General features: G+C 51.5%; 22 protein-coding genes. 7 read left to right on the top strand and 15 right to left on the bottom strand.

Annotated features, from left to right (window positions below):
• Window positions 1-85: 85 nt before the first annotated feature.
• Genes C3D30_RS12355 through cmoB form a run of 5 tightly spaced genes read left to right on the top strand, consistent with a single transcriptional unit; the run spans window position 86 to window position 3667 of the window.
• Window positions 86-652, top strand: coding sequence for a hydrolase (locus C3D30_RS12355; protein WP_000891640.1), 567 nt, complete (start codon window positions 86-88; stop codon window positions 650-652).
• A complete protein-coding gene (locus C3D30_RS12350) occupies window positions 649-1467 on the top strand; it encodes a DUF72 domain-containing protein (RefSeq protein ID WP_000639251.1) in 819 nt (272 codons plus the stop codon). Before C3D30_RS12355 ends, C3D30_RS12350 begins: the two co-directional genes overlap by 4 nt.
• 52 nt (window positions 1468-1519) lie before the next feature.
• Window positions 1520-1915 carry an MAPEG family protein gene (locus C3D30_RS12345; protein ID WP_002462319.1) on the top strand — a complete coding sequence of 132 codons (396 nt, stop codon included), beginning with the start codon at window positions 1520-1522 and terminating at the stop codon, window positions 1913-1915.
• A 40-nt stretch (window positions 1916-1955) separates the two neighbouring features.
• Window positions 1956-2699, top strand: a complete 744-nt coding sequence (cmoA, locus tag C3D30_RS12340) for a carboxy-S-adenosyl-L-methionine synthase CmoA (RefSeq protein ID WP_105286941.1) — start codon at window positions 1956-1958, stop codon at window positions 2697-2699.
• Window positions 2696-3667 carry a tRNA 5-methoxyuridine(34)/uridine 5-oxyacetic acid(34) synthase CmoB gene (gene cmoB / locus C3D30_RS12335; protein ID WP_000564734.1) on the top strand — a complete coding sequence of 324 codons (972 nt, stop codon included), beginning with the start codon at window positions 2696-2698 and terminating at the stop codon, window positions 3665-3667. Before cmoA ends, cmoB begins: the two co-directional genes overlap by 4 nt.
• Window positions 3668-3702: 35 nt before the next feature.
• Here cmoB and torZ read toward each other — a convergent pair whose 3' ends face one another.
• The 4 genes from torZ to C3D30_RS12315 all read right to left on the bottom strand — a co-directional run bounded on the left by torZ (window position 3703) and on the right by C3D30_RS12315 (window position 8957).
• Window positions 3703-6132: a trimethylamine N-oxide reductase TorZ gene (gene torZ, locus C3D30_RS12330; protein ID WP_105286940.1), complete on the bottom strand. Its 2430-nt coding sequence runs from the start codon at window positions 6130-6132 to the stop codon at window positions 3703-3705.
• A 24-nt stretch (window positions 6133-6156) separates the two neighbouring features.
• Window positions 6157-7257 carry a NapC/NirT family cytochrome c gene (locus C3D30_RS12325; protein ID WP_105286939.1) on the bottom strand — a complete coding sequence of 367 codons (1101 nt, stop codon included), beginning with the start codon at window positions 7255-7257 and terminating at the stop codon, window positions 6157-6159.
• Window positions 7258-7630: 373 nt separating this feature from the next.
• Complete coding sequence (cutC, locus tag C3D30_RS12320; protein WP_001185708.1) at window positions 7631-8377, bottom strand: copper homeostasis protein CutC; 747 nt, start codon at window positions 8375-8377, stop codon at window positions 7631-7633.
• A 13-nt stretch (window positions 8378-8390) separates the two neighbouring features.
• Window positions 8391-8957 (bottom strand): VOC family protein, encoded by a 567-nt coding sequence (locus C3D30_RS12315; protein ID WP_105286938.1) that lies wholly within the window; start codon window positions 8955-8957, stop codon window positions 8391-8393.
• A gap of 215 nt (window positions 8958-9172) precedes the next feature.
• Between C3D30_RS12315 and argS the strand changes: the two genes are divergently transcribed.
• Complete coding sequence (gene argS, locus C3D30_RS12305) at window positions 9173-10906, top strand: arginine--tRNA ligase (RefSeq protein ID WP_105286937.1); 1734 nt, start codon at window positions 9173-9175, stop codon at window positions 10904-10906.
• 41 nt (window positions 10907-10947) lie between these two features.
• On the opposite strand, the gene yecV is transcribed toward argS, so the two are convergent.
• Window positions 10948-10992 carry a protein YecV gene (gene yecV / locus C3D30_RS20605; protein ID WP_211180499.1) on the bottom strand — a complete coding sequence of 15 codons (45 nt, stop codon included), beginning with the start codon at window positions 10990-10992 and terminating at the stop codon, window positions 10948-10950.
• A gap of 90 nt (window positions 10993-11082) precedes the next feature.
• Here yecV and C3D30_RS12300 point away from each other — a divergent pair, with 90 nt between their 5' ends.
• On the top strand, window positions 11083-11571 hold the full coding sequence (locus C3D30_RS12300) for a lysozyme inhibitor LprI family protein (RefSeq protein ID WP_105286936.1): 489 nt from the start codon (window positions 11083-11085) through the stop codon (window positions 11569-11571).
• 121 nt (window positions 11572-11692) lie between these two features.
• On the opposite strand, the gene flhE is transcribed toward C3D30_RS12300, so the two are convergent.
• The 10 genes from flhE to cheA form a co-directional block, all read right to left on the bottom strand.
• Complete coding sequence (flhE, locus tag C3D30_RS12295) at window positions 11693-12085, bottom strand: flagellar protein FlhE (protein WP_105286935.1); 393 nt, start codon at window positions 12083-12085, stop codon at window positions 11693-11695.
• Window positions 12085-14163 carry a flagellar biosynthesis protein FlhA gene (flhA, locus tag C3D30_RS12290; protein WP_000066958.1) on the bottom strand — a complete coding sequence of 693 codons (2079 nt, stop codon included), beginning with the start codon at window positions 14161-14163 and terminating at the stop codon, window positions 12085-12087. Before flhA ends, flhE begins: the two co-directional genes overlap by 1 nt.
• Window positions 14156-15304, bottom strand: a complete 1149-nt coding sequence (gene flhB / locus C3D30_RS12285) for a flagellar biosynthesis protein FlhB (protein ID WP_001278915.1) — start codon at window positions 15302-15304, stop codon at window positions 14156-14158. Before flhB ends, flhA begins: the two co-directional genes overlap by 8 nt.
• A 201-nt stretch (window positions 15305-15505) precedes the next feature.
• On the bottom strand, window positions 15506-16150 hold the full coding sequence (gene cheZ / locus C3D30_RS12280; protein ID WP_000983594.1) for a protein phosphatase CheZ: 645 nt from the start codon (window positions 16148-16150) through the stop codon (window positions 15506-15508).
• A gap of 10 nt (window positions 16151-16160) precedes the next feature.
• Complete coding sequence (gene cheY, locus C3D30_RS12275) at window positions 16161-16550, bottom strand: chemotaxis response regulator CheY (protein ID WP_000763857.1); 390 nt, start codon at window positions 16548-16550, stop codon at window positions 16161-16163.
• 14 nt (window positions 16551-16564) lie between these two features.
• The gene (cheB, locus tag C3D30_RS12270; protein WP_000036400.1) at window positions 16565-17614 is read right to left on the bottom strand and encodes a protein-glutamate methylesterase/protein glutamine deamidase; all 1050 of its coding nucleotides are present in this window, start codon (window positions 17612-17614) and stop codon (window positions 16565-16567) included.
• A 2-nt stretch (window positions 17615-17616) separates the two neighbouring features.
• Window positions 17617-18477, bottom strand: coding sequence for a protein-glutamate O-methyltransferase CheR (gene cheR, locus C3D30_RS12265; RefSeq protein ID WP_000204526.1), 861 nt, complete (start codon window positions 18475-18477; stop codon window positions 17617-17619).
• A 148-nt stretch (window positions 18478-18625) separates the two neighbouring features.
• On the bottom strand, window positions 18626-20287 hold the full coding sequence (tar, locus tag C3D30_RS12260; protein ID WP_010350956.1) for a methyl-accepting chemotaxis protein II: 1662 nt from the start codon (window positions 20285-20287) through the stop codon (window positions 18626-18628).
• Between the two features lie 140 nt (window positions 20288-20427).
• Window positions 20428-20931 (bottom strand): chemotaxis protein CheW, encoded by a 504-nt coding sequence (gene cheW / locus C3D30_RS12255; protein ID WP_000147308.1) that lies wholly within the window; start codon window positions 20929-20931, stop codon window positions 20428-20430.
• Window positions 20932-20952: 21 nt separating this feature from the next.
• On the bottom strand, window positions 20953-22917 hold the full coding sequence (gene cheA, locus C3D30_RS12250; RefSeq protein ID WP_105286934.1) for a chemotaxis protein CheA: 1965 nt from the start codon (window positions 22915-22917) through the stop codon (window positions 20953-20955).

Genomic DNA, 22917 nt, shown 5'->3' with positions numbered 1-22917 from the left:
CATAAAAATTAACAAAATTTGTCGTTCTGCCATCGGCTAATCGCATTAAGGTGAGAGGCTCGATTTTGTTTTATCTGGAGTCATCATGCTTGAACTGAATGCTAAAACCACTGCGCTGGTGGTGATTGATTTACAAGAAGGCATCTTACCGTTTGCCGGTGGTCCGCACACTGCTGAAGATGTCGTTAATCGCGCCGGGAAGCTGGCAGCGAAATTTCGAGCTAACGGACAGCCTGTGTTTCTGGTGCGCGTCGGCTGGTCTGCCGATTACGCCGAAGCATTAAAACAGCCAGTTGATGCACCCTCACCTGCCAGAACGTTGCCGGAAAACTGGTGGCAACATCCTGCGGCGTTAGGTGCAACCGACAGCGATATCGAAATCATCAAGCGTCAATGGGGTGCGTTTTACGGTACGGATCTGGAGTTACAATTACGCCGTCGTGGCATTGACACCATCGTCTTATGTGGGATCTCAACCAATATTGGCGTCGAATCAACCGCCCGCAATGCCTGGGAACTCGGCTTTAATCTGGTGATAGCCGAAGACGCCTGCAGTGCAGCCAGCACCGAACAGCACAATAACAGCATCAACCATATCTACCCGCGCATTGCCCGCGTGCGTCGCGTGGAAGAGATCCTCAACGCATTATGATTTACATCGGTCTGCCGCAATGGTCGCATCCCAAATGGGTGCGGTTGGGGATCTCCAGCCTGGAAGAGTACGCCCGCCATTTTAACTGCGTGGAGGGCAACACCACACTTTATGCTCTGCCAAAGCCGGAAGTTGTTCTGCGCTGGCGCGAGCAGACCACCGATGATTTTCGTTTTTGCTTTAAGTTTCCGGCGACTATTTCGCATCAGGCAGCATTACGGCATTGCGATGATTTAGTGACTGAATTTTTGACCCGCATGTCACCGTTAGCGCCGCGCATTGGACAATACTGGCTGCAACTGCCCGCCACGTTTGGTCCACGGGAGCTGCCAGCTCTTTGGCACTTTCTTGATTCTCTTCCTGACGAATTTACCTATGGTGTGGAAGTCCGCCATCCGCAGTTTTTCACCAAAGGCGAGGAAGAACAAACGCTTAATCGCGGTTTGCATCAGCGTGGCGTTAATCGGGTGATTTTAGACAGCCGTCCGGTTCATGCAGCACGTCCACATAGTGAAGCCATTCGCGACGCGCAGCGGAAAAAACCGAAAGTTCCGGTACATGCCGTGTTGACGGCGACGAATCCGCTGATCCGTTTTATCGGTAGCGATGATATGACACAAAACCAGGAATTATTTCAGGTCTGGTTGCAAAAATTAGCGCAATGGCAACAGACCACCACGCCTTATCTTTTCCTGCATACACCAGATATCGCCCAGGCACCGGAACTGGTACATACTCTGTGGGAAGACTTGCGTAAAACACTCCCAGAGATCGGAGCAGTTCCGGCTATTCCACAGCAATCTTCTCTTTTCTGAAATTGCCACCTATCATAGACAAGTGCCATCGGCCATTTTAAAGGGAGTTTGTATGGTAAGCGCGCTGTATGCCGTTTTAGGTGCGTTGTTATTAATGAAGTTCTCTTTTGATGTTGTTCGCCTGCGAATGCAATATCGCGTTGCCTATGGCGACGGCGGTTTTAGCGAACTGCAAAGCGCCATTCGCATTCACGGTAACGCGGTGGAATATATTCCCATCGCGATTGTGTTGATGCTGTTTATGGAAATGAATGGCGCAGAAACCTGGATGGTGCATATTTGCGGCATCATTCTACTTGCTGGTCGTCTGATGCATTATTACGGTTTTCATCACCGTCTGTTTCGCTGGCGACGTTCCGGCATGAGCGCCACCTGGTGTGCGCTGTTGCTGATGGTGCTGGCGAATCTTTGGTATATGCCCTGGGAGTTGGTTTTCTCCCTGCGTTAGCGCACAATACGCCACTTTCTTTTTCCCGGATTTTTACGTTATGTCTCACCGCGACACGCTATTTTCTGCCCCTATCGCCAGTCTGGGTGACTGGACCTTTGATGAACGGGTAGCCGAAGTCTTCCCGGATATGATCCAGCGTTCCGTTCCTGGCTATTCCAATATTATTTCAATGATTGGGATGCTGGCTGAACGCTTTGTACAACCCGGTACGCAGGTCTACGATTTGGGCTGTTCTTTGGGCGCCGCGACGCTCTCGGTGCGTCGCAACATTCATCATGATAATTGCAAAATTATTGCCATCGACAACTCTCCAGCGATGATCGAACGCTGCCGTCGCCATATCGATGCATACAAAGCGCCGACACCTGTAGACGTGATCGAGGGTGACATTCGCGATATCGCTATTGAAAACGCGTCAATGGTGGTACTGAATTTTACCCTGCAATTCCTGGAACCTTCTGAACGTCAGGCATTACTGGATAAAATTTATCAGGGGCTGAATCCTGGCGGCGCGCTGGTGCTTTCGGAAAAATTCAGTTTCGAAGATGCCAAAGTTGGTGAACTGCTGTTCAACATGCACCACGACTTTAAACGAGCCAACGGTTACAGCGAGCTGGAAATCAGCCAGAAGCGCAGCATGTTAGAAAACGTAATGTTGACTGATTCCGTTGAAACCCACAAAGCGCGTCTGCATCAAGCCGGGTTTGAACATAGCGAGCTATGGTTCCAGTGCTTTAACTTTGGTTCGCTGGTGGCATTAAAAGCAGAGGGCGCTGCATGATCGACTTTGGTAACTTTTATTCTCTGATTGCCAAAAATCACCTTTCGCACTGGCTGGAAACACTGCCCGCGCAGATTGCCAACTGGCAGCGTGAACAGCAGCACGGTCTGTTTAAACAGTGGTCCAATGCGGTGGAATTTCTGCCTGAAATTAAACCGTATCGTCTTGATTTACTGCATAGCGTGACGGCAGAAAGCGAAGAGCCGCTGAGTGCCGGGCAAATTAAACGCATTGAAACCCTGATGCGCAACCTGATGCCGTGGCGCAAAGGGCCGTTCTCGCTGTATGGCGTTAACATTGATACCGAATGGCGTTCCGACTGGAAGTGGGATCGTGTTCTGCCCCATCTCTCTGATTTGACCGGGCGCACGATCCTCGATGTCGGCTGCGGCAGCGGTTATCACATGTGGCGCATGATTGGCGCGGGTGCACATCTGGCGGTGGGTATCGACCCTACGCAACTGTTTCTGTGCCAGTTTGAAGCGGTGCGTAAACTACTGGGTAACGATCAGCGCGCACATCTGTTGCCTTTAGGCATTGAACAACTTCCGGCGCTGAAAGCCTTTGATACCGTCTTTTCGATGGGCGTGCTTTACCATCGCCGTTCGCCGCTGGAGCATCTCTGGCAGTTGAAAGATCAGCTGGTGAATGAAGGTGAACTGGTACTGGAAACACTGGTTATTGATGGCGACGAAAACACCGTGCTGGTGCCGGGCGACCGTTACGCGCAAATGCGTAATGTCTACTTCATTCCTTCGGCGCTGGCGCTGAAAAACTGGCTGAAGAAGTGTGGTTTTGTTGATATCCGCATTGTGGACGTGAGTGTCACCACAACAGAAGAGCAGCGTCGCACTGAATGGATGGTTACCGAGTCTCTGTCCGATTTCCTCGACCCGCATGATCCGAGTAAAACAGTAGAAGGCTATCCTGCGCCTAAACGCGCGGTGCTGATTGCGCGTAAGCCGTAAAAATTTAGCGCCCGTTTTCGGGCGCTATTTATTTCTTACGCCTGAATGGCTGGCTGATCAAACGCCGTTAACTTCGGTGCATTACCCGTATATTTTTCGATATACACCAGCGCAGAGTTACCGGCACAGGCATTCGCCAACTGCGAGCTTGGAATATCCGCAGTTAACACGTTTGCGCAGCCGTTTTTACACAAGCCATTCTCCAGATCTGGCCATGCGCCTTCATGCACGCACACCACGCCTTTTTTGATCCCGTCAGTCACCACGGCTCCAGTCAGGATCTGACCGCGTTTGTTCCAGACGCGTACCAGATCGCCGTTCGCAATGCCAAAACGAGCAGCATCTTCGGTGTGAATAGTGATCGGTTCACGATCGGCAACCGCATATTTTTTACGCAGTTCCGCATAGTTAAGCTGACTGTGTAAACGATGTGCCGGATGCGCGGTCAGAAGCTGCAACTGCTTCTCGTCGGCGGTGCCTTTCCACTCATCAGGTGCAAGCCAGGTTGGGTGCGCCGGGCAATCCTTATAAGCAAATTTTTCCAGCGTTTTGGAATAGATCTCAATTTTGCCGCTTGGCGTACCCAGCGCATTTTTCACCGGATCGGCGCGGAAATCACCATAACGAACGTACTGTTCGTTCTTCTCGCTGCGGCGCATTTCGATCAGTTTATTTTGCTGCCAGAAGGTATTAAACACTGGCATGGTAACACGCTGCGCACGGGCGCTTTTCTGAGCGGCATCATAAAAGAATTTCAGCCACGCCATTTCATCTTTACCTTCGGTATAGATCTCTTTTCCGCCAGGTTTCAGTAATTCAGCAAGGTCGGCAAACACGTCAAAATCGTTACGTGCTTCAAACTGCGGCGCAACCACTTGCTTCATCGGTACGATGTGCTGGTTGCTGTAGTCGCCGGTCATCGTCAGGTCATTGCGCTCAAACGATGTGGTGATCGGTAATACGATATCCGCGTGTTTAGCTGCTGCCGTCCAGTAGCATTCAGAAACGACGATCAGCTCTGGTTTCTGCCAGGCTTTTATCAGACGATTGGTATCCTGGTGATGGGTGAAATTACCGCCGCCAGCCCACCAGATCATTTTGATATTTGGGTAAGTTTGTTCTTTACCATTGTGCTGATATTTGCCGCCAGGATTTTCCAGCGCATCGACAATACGGGCGACAGGGATCGCCGTCATTCCGCCATCATCAGCGGACTCACTGGCCTGTCCGGCAATCGCCGCAGACATTTCCGGCAGTACGCCGCCAACGCGTGTTGGGTTGCCACCGTTGGAGTAATGATAAGAGAAACCAAAGCCGCCGCCCGGCGTACCAATCTGTCCTAACATCGCCGCCAGGGTCACCAGCATCCAGTGTTTCTGTTCACCATATTGCTGGCGCTGAATTCCCCAACCTGCCATCAGCATCGTGCGATTCGCCGCCATCAGTTCGGCGAGTTTGACTATCTGCGCCTCCGGCACACCGGTAATTTCCGCCGCCCAGGCCGCGCTCTTCGGCGTATTATCTTTCTTGCCGGTCAGATACTCTTCAAACTGCGGATAGCCAGTGGTGTATTTTTCAAGGAACGCTTTATCGTGTTTGCCTTGTGTCATCAGGGTGTGCGCAACCCCTAACATCAGCGCCACGTCGGTGCCCATATTCGGCGCGATCCAGGTGGCGTTATCGCCAAAGAACTCGATCGTTTCGGAACGGATAGGATCAATGGCAATCACCGGTTTGCCGGATTTCTTCAGTTGATGGAAGTACTCCAGCCCCTGTTCATCAGTACTGCTCCAGGCAATTTTTAAGGTATTCAGCGGGTTCATCCCCCACAACACCACCACCTGGCTGTTTTCCAGAATCAGCGGCCAGGAGGTCTGCTGTTCATAAACCTCTACGGAACCGACAACGTGCGGCATGATCACCTGCGCAGCCCCGGTCGAGTAATCGCCACTATGTCCTGAATAACCGCCCGCCAGATTCATATAACGTTGCAGTAAAGTTTGCGCTTTATGCAACACGCCAGAAGAACGCCAGCCGTAAGATCCGGCAAAAATGGCCGATGGTCCATTGGCCTTGCGGATGCGATCGTGTTGTTCATGAATCAGTTTTAATGCCTGTTCCCAGCTCACCTGAACGTAACTGTCGTCGCCGCGACCTTTCGCCGGTTGCAGTGGATTGTCGAGATAGCTTTTTCTCACCATCGGATGCTGAATACGCGCCGTGGTATGCACCTGATCCGCCGCCGTAGATTGCAAAGAGTTCGGGATGGTCTTCGCCAGCGCGCCTGTAGAAGAAACAATTTTACCGTCCTTCACTTCTACGTTCATCGCCCCCCAACGGCCTGCGGTAAGAATTTTACCGCCCTTCTCTTCTGCCCAGGCAGGTAACGGTACAGCCGATGTCACCACCAGCGCCCCTGCCGCAATACCGCTATGTTTAATAAATTCACGTCTTGTTAATGTCATAACTTCCTCCCTGATCAACGAAGATCACTGTTTCTCGGTAATATCTTTAGCGTTGTACTGGAAGTACCGCGTCAAAATATCCAGTTCGTTTTCGCTCATGCTGGTTCGCGCCCCCATCCCTTTGGCAATGGACGGCCAGGCATTGACGGTGTAATGGTCGGCGGCAATAGGCGCATGGCAACCAGCGCAATAGGTGTCGTCAAGTTTTTCAGCGTATTGCCATAGCGGTTTACGGTCTGCTAATGCGGGATCGGTAAGCGTCCCCTGTAATGACGCCTGACGCCATTGATTACCGTATTCGTCAGCTTTCCATTCCCCGTTTATCGTTAGCGCCTTGATACCTTCTTCGCTTAGTGTGGCTAACGTCAGTCGTTGACCTGCCGCCAGGTAGAGCGTGTTTTCACTGCCCTGCATCTGATATCCCTGCAACAGGACGAGCGGCTGTTTGCCACTGGCATCAACAACCGTGAGATCGGTGCCAGGATTCACAGTAGCCAGTTCACCTATGCGGGAAGGTTTGAAAGGATAAATATGCGCGCCATTAGTCACTGATGTGGCGGCCTGACTTTCCAGTTCATGCTCCGCCTTGTCATCCATTTTTATTTCAGGCGGAAAATGGGCAATGCCTTTATGACAATCGATACAGGTTTCGCCATCCTTTTGCGCTTTGTTGTGCATTTTCTGCGCAGCTTCACTTTGCGAAGCAATATCCATGGCATCAAAAGAATGGCAACTACGGCACGTTGCAGAGTCTGAGGCCTTTAATTCTTTCCACACTGTTTCGGCCATTTCCTGACGATGGGATTCGAACTTATCGTCGCTGTCTATTTGGCTGCTAACAAATTCATGATAAATATCTTTAGATGCCTTTAATTTAGCAAATAAATAATCCATTCCTGACTTTGGAATATGGCAATCGGCACATTCAGCACGAATACCTTTTTGATTAGAAAAATGGACAGTCCCCTGATATTCCTCAAACGGTTTGCTCATTGAGTGGCAGGAAAGACAAAATGCCGTTTCCGACGTTTTGTGCAACGTTTTTTGCACCAGCAATAACCCACCGCCACCCACCACTACTGCCATGAGTAGAAAAAATAACCAAATGCGTTTTTTCCCTCGCATAGATTCCTCTAATTAAATTCCAGTACACCGAACTAGTTGTATAAATAAATACACAACGAATTAATAACTCACTAAATTCGGCACAACACTGCCTGAAATAATCGACAAAGAATATGATTTATTGCAATTTAACCATTAATTATTAAAGAAGAAAGCAGTCGTTATTTTTAATATATATTTGGTGGTTTTAATAATTTAAATCACATAGTTAATATGAATATATATAACATTTTAGCAGCATGAATTTGCGCACTATCACACGATAATTGTTCATTTTTTATACTATTCAAGAATAAAAAAAGGCCCCTGTTGAATGGGCAGGGGCCTGGTACGAGCAAGCATCATATTGGGCGACATGATGCAACGGTAAAAATCATTTGGCCTGATGGCGCTCAATGATTCCTTTCATTTCAGCAACCGCCGTCCCGTCTACGACATAACGCGAATACTCGTCCGCGCGTGCATCTGATGACATGGACAATCCCTGATTACGATAACGCATCGGTGAGGCTTGCCACGCTCCTGCAGAGCTATGGACTTCCAGCACTCCGGCATCGAGGAAATGGTGCAGGTTTTCTGCACGGACTCCTGCTCCGGCCATGATGATTGGAGCATCACCATAGGCAATAAGTTCCATAATTTTTGATAAACCTTGCAATGCATCTGATTTTTGCCCCGATGTCAGCACCCTGGCAACGCCTAATTCAGCAAGGTTATTCAGTGTATTTAAAGGGTTAGCGCACATATCGAAGGCGCGATGAAAAGTGACTGCCAGCGGACCGGCAGCCGCCATTATTTTTTCCATTCGTGGCATATCGACATTACCGTCAACATCCAGAACGCCCGTCACCAGCCCAGGAAATCCTAATTCGCGTACTGTGCGGATATCTTCAAGAATGGCGGCAAACTCACCGTCGCTGTAGCAAAAATCGCCACCGCGTGGGCGGATGATCGGATGTACGGGGATCGTAACATGCTGGCGCACGGACTTAAGAACGCCCAGCGACGGCGTTAGCCCCCCTTCTTTCGGTGCCGCACACAATTCTATTCTGTCGGCACCGTTTTGCTGCGCCGTCAGCGCGCACTCCATGCTGTAACAGCAAATTTCCAGTAATGCCATTTTTGCTCCTTAATCACGCCGACTGCTCACTGGCGACAATCTCTTCGATAGACCACGGATGAAACTTAATCGTCGTTTTGCCATCGGTGACCGCCAGCGTCGGATTTGGTAATCGCTCATGTTCACCTTTTGGCGAGCTGGTTTTAACCGAGATCCCCGGCTGGCGGAGTCCTTCATCAGAAAGCAACGCCAGCGCACGGGCATTCAACGTTTCCGGCTCTCCTGGCAGAACAATTTCGATATGTTCCCAGCCTTCGTGCGGGTAGCGTTTTTCCCCAGGCCACGGTAGCTCAACAATCGAAAACTGCCAGTGAGCAACCTGTACCGGTTCACGCAATTTAAACAGGCAAATCGGTCTGCCATTGATAATATTTTCTGACAGGAGTTCGCCGCACTGTTCAAACCCGCGACGCCAGCGTTCAGCCGTGGTGTTTTGATGGCAACGCAAAGAAATGTGATCGGCAGTCAGCGGGGTGATATCCAGCCCCAGGCGGTGTGAAAGTTGGTCTAATGCGTGGATAAATCGCGGTAAATCCGTTGCAATATCCTGCAACTCGTCGATAGATTGCCAGTTCGCCATAATCACTCTTCGTCTTTCAGTAAAAGCGTTAATTTACCCTGTTGCCCTGCGCCAACCAACCGCTGATTTCGCGCAGCTCCTGATGCAATAGTGAAAACGGCAATACGCCACGCGCACGTAGCTGACGAAAACAGCCATTTGCAGTATACTCCCGCCCTAATTTCTTTAACTGGTGCGGGCAATTTTTGCTCGCTTCATCAATGTAAGGTATTCCGGTGAATATTCAGGCTCTTCTCTCAGAAAAAGTCCGTCAGGCCATGATTGCGGCAGGCGCGCCTGCGGATTGCGAACCGCAGGTTCGTCAGTCAGCAAAAGTTCAGTTCGGCGACTATCAGGCTAACGGCATGATGGCAGTTGCTAAAAAACTGGGTATGGCACCGCGACAATTAGCAGAGCAGGTGCTGACTCATCTGGATCTTAACGGTATCGCCAACAAAGTTGAGATCGCCGGTCCTGGTTTTATCAACATTTTCCTTGATCCGGCATTCCTGGCTGAACATGTTCAGCAGGCGCTGGCGTCCGATCGTCTCGGTGTTGCTATGCCAGAAAAACAGACCATTGTGGTTGACTACTCCGCGCCAAACGTAGCGAAAGAGATGCACGTCGGTCATCTGCGTTCCACCATTATTGGTGACGCGGCAGTACGTACTCTGGAGTTCCTCGGTCACAAAGTGATTCGCGCTAACCACGTTGGCGACTGGGGCACTCAGTTCGGTATGCTGATTGCGTGGCTGGAAAAGCAGCAGCAGGAAAACGCCGGTGAAATGGAACTGGCTGACCTTGAAGGTTTCTACCGCGATGCGAAAAAGCATTACGACGAAGATGAAGAGTTCGCCGAACGCGCACGTAACTACGTGGTAAAACTGCAAAGCGGTGACAAATATTTCCGCGAGATGTGGCGCAAGCTGGTCGACATCACCATGACGCAGAACCAGATCACCTACGATCGTCTGAATGTGACGCTGACCCGCGATGACGTGATGGGCGAAAGCCTTTATAACCCGATGCTGCCGGGTATCGTGGCAGATCTGAAAGCCAAAGGTCTGGCAGTAGAAAGTGAAGGCGCGACCGTCGTATTCCTTGATGAGTTCAAAAACAAGGAAGGCGAACCGATGGGCGTCATCATTCAGAAAAAAGATGGCGGCTATCTCTACACCACCACCGATATCGCCTGTGCGAAGTACCGTTACGAGACGCTACATGCCGATCGCGTGCTGTATTACATCGACTCCCGTCAGCATCAACACCTGATGCAGGCGTGGGCGATCGTCCGTAAAGCAGGCTACGTGCCGGAATCCGTACCGCTGGAACACCACATGTTTGGCATGATGCTGGGCAAAGACGGCAAACCGTTTAAAACCCGTGCGGGCGGTACGGTGAAACTGGCCGATCTGCTGGATGAAGCACTGGAACGTGCACGTCGTCTGGTGGCAGAGAAGAACCCGGATATGCCAGCTGACGAGCTGGAAAAACTGGCTAACGCGGTTGGTATTGGTGCGGTGAAATATGCGGATCTCTCCAAAAACCGCACCACCGACTACATCTTCGACTGGGACAACATGCTGGCGTTTGAGGGTAATACCGCGCCGTACATGCAGTATGCCTACACCCGTGTATTGTCCGTGTTCCGTAAAGCGGAAATTAACGAAGAACAACTGGCTGCCGCTCCGGTGATCATCCGTGAAGATCGCGAAGCACAACTGGCTGCTCGCCTGCTGCAGTTTGAAGAAACCCTCACTGTGGTTGCTCGTGAAGGCACGCCGCATGTGATGTGTTCTTACCTGTACGATCTGGCCGGTCTGTTCTCTGGCTTCTACGAGCACTGCCCGATCCTCAGCGCAGAAAACGAAGAAGTGCGTAACAGCCGGCTGAAACTGGCACAACTGACGGCGAAGACGCTGAAGCTGGGTCTGGATACGCTGGGTATTGAGACAGTAGAGCGTATGTAATCCATTTTTCGTGAGAATGAAGCCTGATCAGGGTTACCCGATCAGGCTTTTTTATTGCCATCTAAATGTATTCTGAAAATGGACATACCATCGTTTTCTCACTGTTGGGTAAGAGGCCAGAAGCGTAATATCCAGCCCCAGGGAAACGGTAACGGTTGATTTTAAGGAATACCGCAGTGTTTAAATTTCTTGTATTAACATTAGGCATTATTTCTTGCCAGGCTTACGCAGAAGATACGGTTATAGTAAATGACCATGACATTTCAGCCATCAAAGATTGTTGGCAAAAAAATTCAGATGATGATACTGACATTAACGTGATCAAATCATGCCTGCGACAAGAATACAATCTCGTCGATGCGCAATTAAATAAAGCCTATGGTGAAGCTTATCGTTATATAGAACAGGTGCCACGCACAGGTGCAAAAAAACCTGATACCGAACAACTTAACTTGCTTAGAAAATCACAGCGTGCCTGGCTGGACTTTAGGGACAAAGAATGTGAATTAATACTTTCAAATGAGGACGTTCAGGATTTAAGTAACCCTTATTCTGAATCAGAATGGCTATCATGTATGATCATCCAGACCAATACGCGAACTCGCCAGTTGCAGCTATACCGTAACTCTGAAGATTTTTATCCAAGCCCTTTGACAAGAGGGTAATTCACATATTTTTGGCATGTTTTGTTGCAAGCTATTCCTGATAAATAATTGCAACAAAACATGGAGCCTTTTTCACTGAGTTATTAAACATGCTTGCGAGCGCGTATTTTTTATTTGTACTTCAGCGATAATTCACAATCACTTCATTACGTTGTACCTTCAGCGGCGGAATTAACCGCCCACCGCCAGGCACTTCCCAGATAAATCGCAACGGTTCTGCCGCCGGTATACCGGAAAAGGCCACAGTGCTCCCACTCTGCCCGTCTAATTCGACACAACGAGATTGTGAACACAAGCGTACCCGCAGCCCCGATGGTGTCGGGCCGATAAGCTGATAACGCCACGCCACCAGCGTCATCAATCCTGATGCTGGTTGTCGCGAAGAAAGAGGCGCTGACGACATCGACTCACCGCGATGATTTAGCGTAACGCCCACACTACTTGTCTGCCACATCCCATCCCCGGCAGCTTGTACAACCAGCGGAAACAACAATATCGCCAGTAAGATCCTCATTATTTACCCCCAATAGTCGCCGTCATCCGAATCTGCCGGTTATCAGAGAGTTCGAGATTCGACAGCACCACCAGTTGCGGCAGGCTACGGCGCAGAAAGCGAGACAATAGCGGGCGCAGCGCGTGGTTCACCAACAGTACTGGCGGCGCACCCAGCATCTCCTGACGGGATAATGCTTCCTGGGTTTGCGCCAGCAAACGATCCGCCAGCCCCGGTTCCAGTCCGCCACCGCCCTGCAACGCCTGTAACAGTAACCGCTCCAATGGCGTATCCAGACCAATAACGTGAACTTCATCTTTACCGGGGAACCACTGCTGAGTAATTGCCCGCCCCAGCGCCACGCGGACAACGGCGGTTAATTCATGCGGATCGCTCTGGATGGGCGCATGTTCCGCCAGCGTTTCGAGAATGGTGCGCATATCGCGGATCGGTACTTTTTCATCAAGCAGGTTTTGTAGCACTTTATGCAGCGTAGTGAGCGTGACAACGCCAGGAACCAGATCCTCCGTCAGTTTTGGCATCTCCTGCGCCACGCGATCCAGCAACTGCTGCGCCTCCTGGCGACCAAACAGTTCTGCGGCATGTTGACTAATGAGGTGGTTAAGATGCGTTGCCACCACTGTACTGGCTTCAACTACCGTATATCCCTGAATCTGCGCTTGTTCTTTAAGCGCACTTTCGATCCAGATAGCATTAAGACCAAATGCCGGATCGACAGTCACTTCACCGGGAAGCGTCCCGGCGGCTGTTCCTGGGTTAATGGCCAGCCAGCGCCCCGGATAAGCATCACCACTGCCAATCTCAACGCCTTTCATCAAGATACGATAGCGGGCAGGTTGTAGATCCATATTGTCGCGGATGTGCACCACTGGTGGCAGAAAGCCCATCTCCTGAGCAAATTTCTTGCGAATACTGCGAATACGACCAAGCAACTCGCCATCCTGCTGAAAATCGACCATCGGGATCAGCCGATAACCCACTTCCATTCCCAGAGAATCTTCCAGTTGCACATCGTTCCAGGTCGCTTCGACAACGGCATTATTTTCCGCCATCTTCACTGGTTTCGGTTCAGCAGGCGCGTTTTGTTCGCGTCCACGTATCCACCACGCCAGCCCCAGCAATCCCGCTGTGAACAGTAAAAATACCAGGTTTGGCATTCCTGGCACCAGACCAAGTAAACCCAACACAGCGGCACTTAACAGCATGACTCTGGGGTTACTGAAAAGCTGATTCACCATCTGCTCGCCAACATCCTGATCGGTGCTGACTCGCGTGACGATAACCCCCGCAGCGGTAGAAATAACCAGTGCTGGTATTTGCGCGACCAGGCCATCACCGATGGTCAACAACGTATAACTTTCCGCTGCATGACCCATGCTCATGCCATGTTGCAACACACCAACCAGCAATCCGCCAACAACGTTAATGACCATGATGAGGATCCCGGCGATGGCGTCACCACGGACAAACTTACTCGCCCCGTCCATTGAGCCGTAAAAATCAGCTTCCTGGGTCACTTCTGAACGTCGCTTTTTTGCTTCATCTTCGCCAATCAGGCCAGCGTTGAGGTCGGCATCAATCGCCATCTGCTTACCCGGCATACCGTCGAGAACAAAGCGCGCGCCCACTTCCGCGATACGTCCGGCACCTTTGGTGATAACCATAAAGTTGATGATCACAAGAATGACGAACACCACAATGCCAATGGCAAAGTTACCGCCCACGAGAAAATGACCGAACGCTTCGACGACCTTCCCTGCCGCCGCCGCACCGGTATGGCCTTCCATCAAAATGATACGCGTGGAGGCCACATTAAGCGCCAGACGCAACAGCGTGGTAAACAACAGAATGGTCGGAAACGCGGCAAACTCAAGCGTGCGCTGGGTAAACATCGCCACCAGCAACACCATAATCGACAAGGCAATATTGAAGGTAAACAGCAGATCGAGAATGAATGCAGGCAATGGCAGCACCATCATCGACAAAATCAGCAAGATCAAAATAGGCCCGGCAAGGATCTGCCATTGTGTCGATTTCAGGTTTGCGGGCAGGCGCAGCATCGCGGCCAGATTACTCATGGGACGGTTTCTCGTTGATAAAATCCAGGGCTTCCGGCACCGGAAGATAAGTGGGTTGTACGGGGCGTTGTCCACCGGCCAGACGCCAGCGTTTCAGTTGCCAGACCCAGGCCAGCACTTCCGCCACGGCGGCATACAGTTGACCGGGAATTTGCTGGCCGATTTCTGCGTGTCGATACAGCGCGCGCGCCAGCGGCGGTGCTTCAAGAGTCGGGACGTTATTTTCAGCGGCAATTTCACGAATGCGTAACGCCACCAGCCCCGCGCCTTTAGCAACGACTTTCGGCGCGCTCATTTTGTTTTCGTCATATTGCAATGCCACTGAGTAGTGAGTTGGGTTATTAACAATGACGTCCGCTTTCGGCACATCGGCCATCATCCGCCGCCGCGCGGCAGCACGCTGCATCTGACGAATTCGCCCTTTGACATGCGGATCGCCTTCGCTTTGTTTGAACTCATCACGAATATCCTGTCGTGACATACGCAGCTTTTTCAGGTGGCTGAAAATTTGAAAAAAGACGTCAAATCCCACCATCGGAATGACACCAAGCACCACTAAAAGCGCGCATAACCCCACAACATCCATCGCGTTAGCCATTGCAGTAATGGGTGACTGCGCCATTAAGCGCATCATCTGCGGCCAGTGATGCCAGAGATAAAAGCCAGTAACACAGCCAACCAGTGTAGATTTCAGGATAGCTTTCAGCAGCTCCGCGCCAGTTTGCGCCGAGAACATACGTTTAATGCCCGGTAGCGGGTTGAGTTTAGAAAACTTCGGTTGCAATGATTTGCCGCTAAATACCAGCCCCCCCAGCATGACCGGCGAAATAAGCGCCACCAGCACCACCCCGCTAATCAGCGGCAACAGTGCCAGCATGGCTTCTCTGATCAGCAAAATAATCTGTCCGAGGATCAGGTTGGGATCATTAATGATGCTGTGATCAAAATGCAGCCCGGCGGAGAGCATCCCCGACAACCGCCGTGCCAGAGACGCGCCACCAAACCAGATAACACACACGCCAACCAGCAAAATCAGCAGTGAAGTCAGCTCACGGGAGCGTGGGATCTGCCCCTCTTCCCGCGCTTTTTCAAGTCGGTGAGGTGTGGGGGCTTCTGTTTTGTCGTCGCTCTCGTCAGACACGTCGCCAATCCTGGAAATGGTGATAAGCGTGAATAATGCCAGAGCGGAAAGCGTTCAATGCCTGGAGTAAGAGGCAAAACAGGTGGGATTTGGGGCTTTTGCCGCAATACACCAGGCATGGTCCACGTTTGTCGGATGTGGTGTAAACGCCTTATCCGACCGCCTGATATGACGCGGTCACGTCCCATCAGGCAATACAAATCAAAACCCAAGGCTATCCAGTAAATCGTCAACCTGATCCTGACTGGCAACCACACCGGCTTTGCTGGTATCGACCTGTGGTCCGTTAAGCAAACTCTGGTTTTCACGTTTCGGGCGCGCATCCTGCTCCGGGATGTTTTCCAGCAGCACCATCAACAGCTGGCGTTCAATTTCCTGAATCACATCCATCATCCGTTTAATCACCTGCCCGGTGAGATCCTGAAAATCCTGCGCCATCATAATTTCCAGTAACTGCGCGTTAGTGAAGCTGGTATGAGCGGGCACATCCGCCAGAAATTGCCGCGTATCCGTCACCAGTTCCCGGGCATCGGCAAGATCAATCGGATCGGCAAACCAGTCATCCCAACGTTGGGTTAATGCTTTTGCCGATTTCTCCATTTGATCCTGATGCGGTTGCGACGCCTCAACGCTGTTCAGCGCCCGCTCTGCGGCCTGCGCAGTCATCTGTACAACGTAGAACAGGCGATCGCGGGCATCAGGGATGGCTTCCGCTGCTTCGGCTATCGCCTGATCCAGCCCCAGCTCACGCAGGCTGTCACGCAGCATACGCGTCAGGCTACCGATGCGCGCTATGATATCGCCGGCTGCATGTTCATCAGCAGGTTTGATTGATGGTTGCATCATAGTCGCATCCTCACATGCCCAGTTTCTCAAAGATTTTGTTGAGTTTTTCCTCCAGCGTCGCGGCGGTAAATGGCTTAACCACATAGCCACTGGCCCCCGCTTGTGCTGCCGCGATAATGTTCTCTTTCTTCGCCTCTGCGGTCACCATCAGCACTGGCAGCGCCGACATCACCCCATCGGCACGAATGGTTTTCAGCAACTCCAGACCATCCATATTCGGCATATTCCAGTCGGAGATCACAAAACCATAACCACCCGCCTGTAACTTGTTGAGAGCATCAGCGCCATCTTCTGCTTCCTCAACATTGTTGAAACCCAACTCTTTCAGTAGGTTACGCACAATGCGTCGCATGGTGGAAAAGTCATCCACAACCAAAAATTTAAGTTCTTTATCCGCCATTTCACACTCCTGATTTAAATACGTATCGCCTGTCCGGCACTGATTTTCGCCAGCATTTGCTGGCTTACCTGGCTAAGATCGACCACTTCGCAGACGCCCCCCAGATTGATAGCCTCGCGCGGCATACCGAACACCACACAGCTTGCTTCGTTTTGCGCAAGGGTCCATGCCCCCGCCTGACGCATCGACAACATTCCCGCCGCACCGTCGTTGCCCATACCGGTGAGGATCACCCCAACCGCGTTGCGCCCCGCCTGTCTGGCGACAGAATGAAACAACACATCCACTGACGGTCGATGACGGTTAACCGCCGGGCCATCGTGAATTTTGATTTGATAGTTCGCGCCGCTGCGCGCCAGTTCCATATGTCGATCGCCTGGGGCGATATAGGCATGTCCCGGTAAGACGCGTTCACCGTCTTCCGCCTCTTTCACGCCGATTTGACACAGCTTATTCAGGCGGTCGGCAAAAGAACGGGTAAAGCCAGGCGGCATATGCTGGGTGATTAACAGTGCCGGGCTGGAAAGCGGCAGCGGCTGCAATACGTGCCGAATTGCCTCAGTTCCCCCCGTCGAAGCGCCAATCGCAATCAGTTTTTCAGAACTCAACAACGGCCCCGCCTTCAGTGTTGCCGGAGCCGATAATGGTTTATGCGCCGCGAGGCTCGCCCTTGACGCCGTACGCACCTTTTCAGCGATCATTTCGCTGTACGCCAGCATCCCTTCTCGAATACCCAGTTGCGGTTTAGTGACAAAATCTATCGCTCCCAACTCCAGCGCGCGCAGCGTCACTTCAGAACCTTTGCCGGTCAGAGAAGAAACCATCACAACGGGCATTGGACGCAAACGCATTAACTTTTCGAGGAAATCCAGTCCGTCCATCCGTGGCATTTCAACATCCAGCGTCAGCACATCGGGGTTGAATTTCTTAATCAAATCTCGTGCGACCAGCGGATCGGGCGCCGTTGCCACCATTTCCATATCGCTATGGCTGTTGATGATTTCCGTCATGATCTGGCGCATCAGTGCCGAATCATCGACAGACAACACCCTGATTTTGCTCATGGTTAATCCTTACTTAGCGCATACACCGTCTGCCCACGCAGCGTGAAGCTGCGCTCAAGGTGGCTGAAATTTTCAGAGTGCCCCGCAAACAGCAATCCGTCAGGTTTAAGTAGTGGTACGAAGCGGCGCAAAATCTCCTGTTGGGTCGTTTGATCAAAGTAGATCATGACGTTACGACAGAAGATCGCATCAAACGGCCCCGGTACGGTGTACTGTTTCGCCAACAAATTCAGCGGGGAAAAATCGACATAGCTCGCCAGTTCCTGGCGCACGCGCACCAGCCCTTCATGCGGCCCCGTGCCGCGCATGAAGTAACGCTGGAGTTGTTGTGGCGTCAGGTTTTTCAGTTCTTCATGGCGATAAATACCGCTTCTGGCTTTTTCCAGCACTTCGGTGTCGATATCACTGGCGAACACTTTCCAGCGTCCGGGCGCGGTGCCTAATGTGTCCGCCAGCGTCATGGCAATGCTGTACGGCTCTTCACCTGTCGACGCCGCCGCGCTCCATACACGATATTCTCCGGAACGACGGCGAGCGTGAGCCGCGATCAGTGGGAAATGATGCCCTTCACGAAAAAATGCCGTCAGGTTGGTGGTCAGCGAGTTAATAAATGCCTGCCACTCGCCGCTGAGCTGATTAGATTCCAGCATGTTCAGATAATGACCAAAATCGGCCAGTCCCAGCGAACGCAAACGGCGTATCAACCGGTTGTAGACCATGTCACGCTTGTGATCGGCCAGAACGATCCCCGCCCGTTGATAGATCAATTGGCTTATCCGCCGAAAATGAACGTCGGAAAGCACCAGGCGCTCGGTCATCTGTAACAATAAAGACGTTTGCCCACAGGGCTGAGATGATGTCATAGCGCCTTCTCAATCACTTCAGGAAACCACTGACACAGCCTGTAACTGCGCCGATTGTGTTGTAATAGCGCCATCAGAGACGATAAGCGCGACGTTCTGTTGCATCATCGGCCTCATCTGGCGGCAATGGCGCTTGGGTAAATACCCATCAAAATGTTTCCCAGTTTGGCTCTTGTTCCGCGATACGCCGCCGCGACTGTGCTGGTGATTGCTCACTGGCAGGCCGGGATTTTAGTGGTGGTTTGTGGTTTAGCTGACTTGCAGCCAGACGAAATGCGGATACAGCCTGAGTTAAACGGCTGGCCTGCTCTTCCAGTGCGGCAGCAGCGGCGGCTGACTCCTGCACCAACGAGGCATTCTGTTGAGTGACGCGATCCATTTCCGACACAGCCAGCGCAACTTGATCAATGCCACGGCTCTGCTCATCGGAGGCTGAAGCAATTTCCCCCATAATGTCGGTGACGCGCGTAACCGCATTAACGATACTCGTCATCGTTTCCCCGGCGCTTTCGACCAGCACCGAACCGGTATCAACGCGGGAAACTGAGTCTTCTATCAGAGCTTTGATCTCTTTTGCTGCCTGGGCGCTGCGACTGGCAAGATTACGCACTTCGCCCGCCACCACAGCAAAACCACGCCCCTGTTCCCCGGCACGCGCGGCTTCAACAGCGGCATTCAGCGCGAGGATATTGGTCTGGAATGCGATGCCGTCGATTACGCTAATAATGTCGGCAATTTTCTTCGAACTGTCGGCGATTTCATGCATGGTTTTCACCACGCCATCCACCACTTTGCCGCCGTGCTGCGCGGTGTCGGAGGCACTTTGTGCCAGTTGCGAGGCCTGACGGGCGTTATCGGCGTTCTGTTTTACCGTCGCGGTGAGCTGTTCCATGCTGGCGGCAGTTTCTTCCAGCGCGGATGCCTGCTGTTCAGTACGGGAGGAAAGATCGGTATTGCCCGCTGCAATTTCACGTGTGCCGGCATAGATGGCGTCCGACCCCTGCCGCACGTGAGTAACTGTGTCGGTCAAGGAACGCTGCATATGCGAAACGCTCTGTGCCAGCTCGCCCATTTCACTGCGTCCATCAATGATGAGGCTATTCGCCAGGTTACCGCCGGCAATTTCGCGAATGTGAGCAATGATTTTCGCCAGCGGGTTAAGCAACATGCGGCGGATGCCGAACCACGCCACCAGCAAAATTAATACCACCACCAGCGCGATAATCGCCAGTTGCCACTGGGAAAAGCGGTAATCTTCTGCATTGTTAGTGACGATATTGCGGTAAAGTTTTTCACTACTAAGGGCGTACTGAGCAAATGCTTCGCCCATCGCATTTTGCATTCCCTGGGTTGGTTGAGCGAAGTAGGCGCCAGTATTGCCATAATCAAGATAATCAATCAGTTCTGTTAATGCTGTGTGATAGTTTTTGTATTTTTCATCAATATTACGACTGGTGGCGACCATTTCAGGTAACGGCGCCATGCTTTTGAATTTTTTATAATGGGTAGACGCCTGTGCCAATGTTTTCCTGGCGCTATCGAGCAATTCAACTTTTGCACTGCTTTGTTGATTGGATGAATCCATCATCATCCGCACCGCTGAACGACTCAGGTTAATGCGCGTTTGTAGCATTAAATCCCAGGTTGAGGTTAGCTCACTCTGTTGTTCCCGTAGTTCATTGGAAACGACAAAGCTTTTCTGGCTATGGTGAAGCGAAGAAAAAAACAGACTGCCGGAAATAAGCTGTAACAGTGCAAATACCCCCAGCACCATCATCAGCAGCGTGACTACGCGGATACGGTTAATCATAAGGCACCTTCCTGAAAACAAGTTGTTTTCGTTATCGGCAGGAAGAAGGGAAACTTTATTGCTGATGCCAGTCATGGCGAAATGAAGTAAAAAAACCCGATGCGCAGGTCATCGGGTTCATTTCAGTACAGCAGGATAAATTACGCCACCTCTGACGCTGCGCTATCTAACAGCGCCATCTCTTCACTATTGAGCAGTTTTTCGATATTCACCAGAATTAACATGCGGTCACCCAGCGCCCCCAGCCCGGTGAGATATTCAGTAGAAAGCGTCACAGCAAATTCCGGTGCCGGACGAATTTGCTCCGCCGTCAATGAAAGAACGTCTGACACGCCATCAACCACAATGCCGACCACACGCAGCCCCAGATTCAGGACGATGACCACCGTGTTGTCGTTATATTCCACATCCACCTGGCTGAATTTAATGCGTAAGTCGACAATCGGCACAATAACGCCGCGCAGGTTAGTGACACCTTTGATAAATGCAGGCGTGTTCGCAATCCGCGTAACCTGATCGTAGCCACGGATCTCCTGCACTTTCAGAATATCAATACCGTACTCTTCGTCACCAAGGGTAAATACCAGAAATTCCTGGCCTGACGGTTCGCTGGCCAGTTTTGTTACATTTGTCATACCGGTCATATTTATTACCTTTTTACTCAATCAGGCGGCGGTGTTCGCCATACGTTGTTCGCGATTTATCGTCTGCAAGGCAGATACATCAACAATCAGTGCCACGCTGCCGTCGCCGAGAATCGTTGCGGCGGATATTCCCGGGATTTTTCGATAGTTACTTTCCAGGTTTTTCACTACCACCTGGTGTTGACCAATTAATTGATCCACCAGCAAGGCGTAGCGGCGACCGCCACTTTGCAGGATCACCACAATGCCCTGAGTGGCTTCAGTTTTCGCGCCCGCAACGTTGAACACTTTCCACAGTTCGACGATGGGCAGATATTCACCTCGTACTTCCAGTACCCGCTCGCCACCCGCCAGTGGATGCATATCAGCTTCACGAGGTTGCAATGATTCCATGACGGCATTCAGCGGCAGAATGAAAACTTCATCTGCAACACGCACAGACATGCCATCGAGGATCGCCAGCGTCAGCGGCAGTAAAATACGGATTGTGGTTCCTGCGCCCGGCTTCGATTTGATTTCGACATGACCGCCCATCTCCTGGATATTACGTTTGACGACATCCATACCGACGCCGCGTCCAGAGACATCGGTAACCTGCTCTGCTGTAGAAAAACCAGGAGCAAATATCAGCATTGCCACTTCGTCATCCGTCATGTTGTCGCTGACGGTCAGACCCTGTGAAACAGCTTTTGCCAGAATCCGTTCACGGTTCAGCCCCGCGCCATCGTCGGTCACTTCGATGCAGATGTTGCCGCCCTGATGTTCAGCAGACAGAACCAAATTTCCGACGCTGTTTTTGCCTGCGGCGAGGCGTTTGTCCGGCAGTTCAATTCCGTGGTCGAGACTGTTGCGTACCAGGTGGGTCAGCGGATCGATAATGCGTTCTATCAGACTCTTGTCGAGTTCGGTGGAACTGCCCACCAGCGTCAGTTCCACCTGCTTGCCGAGTTTTCCCGCCAAATCACGCACCAGCCGGGGATAGCGACTAAAGACATATTCCATCGGCATCATGCGGATCGACATCACCGATTCCTGCAAATCACGAGCGTTACGTTGTAACTGCCCCATGCTGGTAATCAAATCACCATGATTAACCGGGTCCAGTTCGCTGGAACGCTGGGCCAGCATTGACTGGGTGATAACCAGTTCGCCGACAAGGTTAATCAGTTGATCAACCTTCTCCACCGCCACACGGATACTGGTGGATTCGCTGCCGCGCGGCGGTTTTTCCCGTTCTGCCCGTACGACTGGCGCTTCTGCTGTGGCAAGTTTAAGCACCGGTGGCGCAGATACTTTCGCCGTAGACTCAACGCTTTCAAAGGCAATCTGATCGGCCTCAATGACAAAGCAAAGCACCGCAGTAATGTCGTCTTCCGCAATATCTCCCGCTAATGTCGCCGATAGCGAATCGGCTCCTTTCACCACGTCAGCCAACGTTGTCAGATGTCCCAGCTCTTCTTCCAGCAGATCGATTTCTCCCGCTTTCAGGCGCGAAAGGATAATTCGTCGCGGCGATTGACTACTATTCTGACCATCTTGCGGTTCACTTTTGGCAACCACACTTAATCGGGCCACTGCGGATACCGTTTCGCCTTTCGCTTCTAATGCCAGTTGACGCAAGGCCTGGCAGATATAATCGAAGCTGGCGATATCCGGCTCTTGCGACTGTTTATAAGCGTCGAGCTGTTCTTGCATGATGTCCTTCGTTTCCAAAAACAGATTGATAATGTCGGTATTAAGCTGCATCTCACCGCGTCTGGCTTCATCGAGCAGATTTTCCATCAGATGCGTGGTTTCCTGTAACACAGTAAAACCAAACGTTCCTGCCCCTCCTTTGATGGAATGGGCTGCACGGAAGATGGCATTCAACTGTTCGGCATCTGGCGCTTCTGGTTGCAAATTAAGCAGATGCTGCTCCATATCGGCTAACAGTTCGTCCGCTTCATCAAAAAATGTCTGATAAAAATCGCTTATATCCATGCTCAC

It is taken from the genome of Escherichia sp. MOD1-EC5433, assembly GCF_002966005.1.
In the GTDB taxonomy this organism is placed as follows: Bacteria; Pseudomonadota; Gammaproteobacteria; order Enterobacterales; family Enterobacteriaceae; genus Escherichia; species Escherichia ruysiae.
The sequence above is the reverse complement of the archived record's forward strand: the minus strand, read 5'-3'. Positions and strand labels throughout refer to the sequence as shown.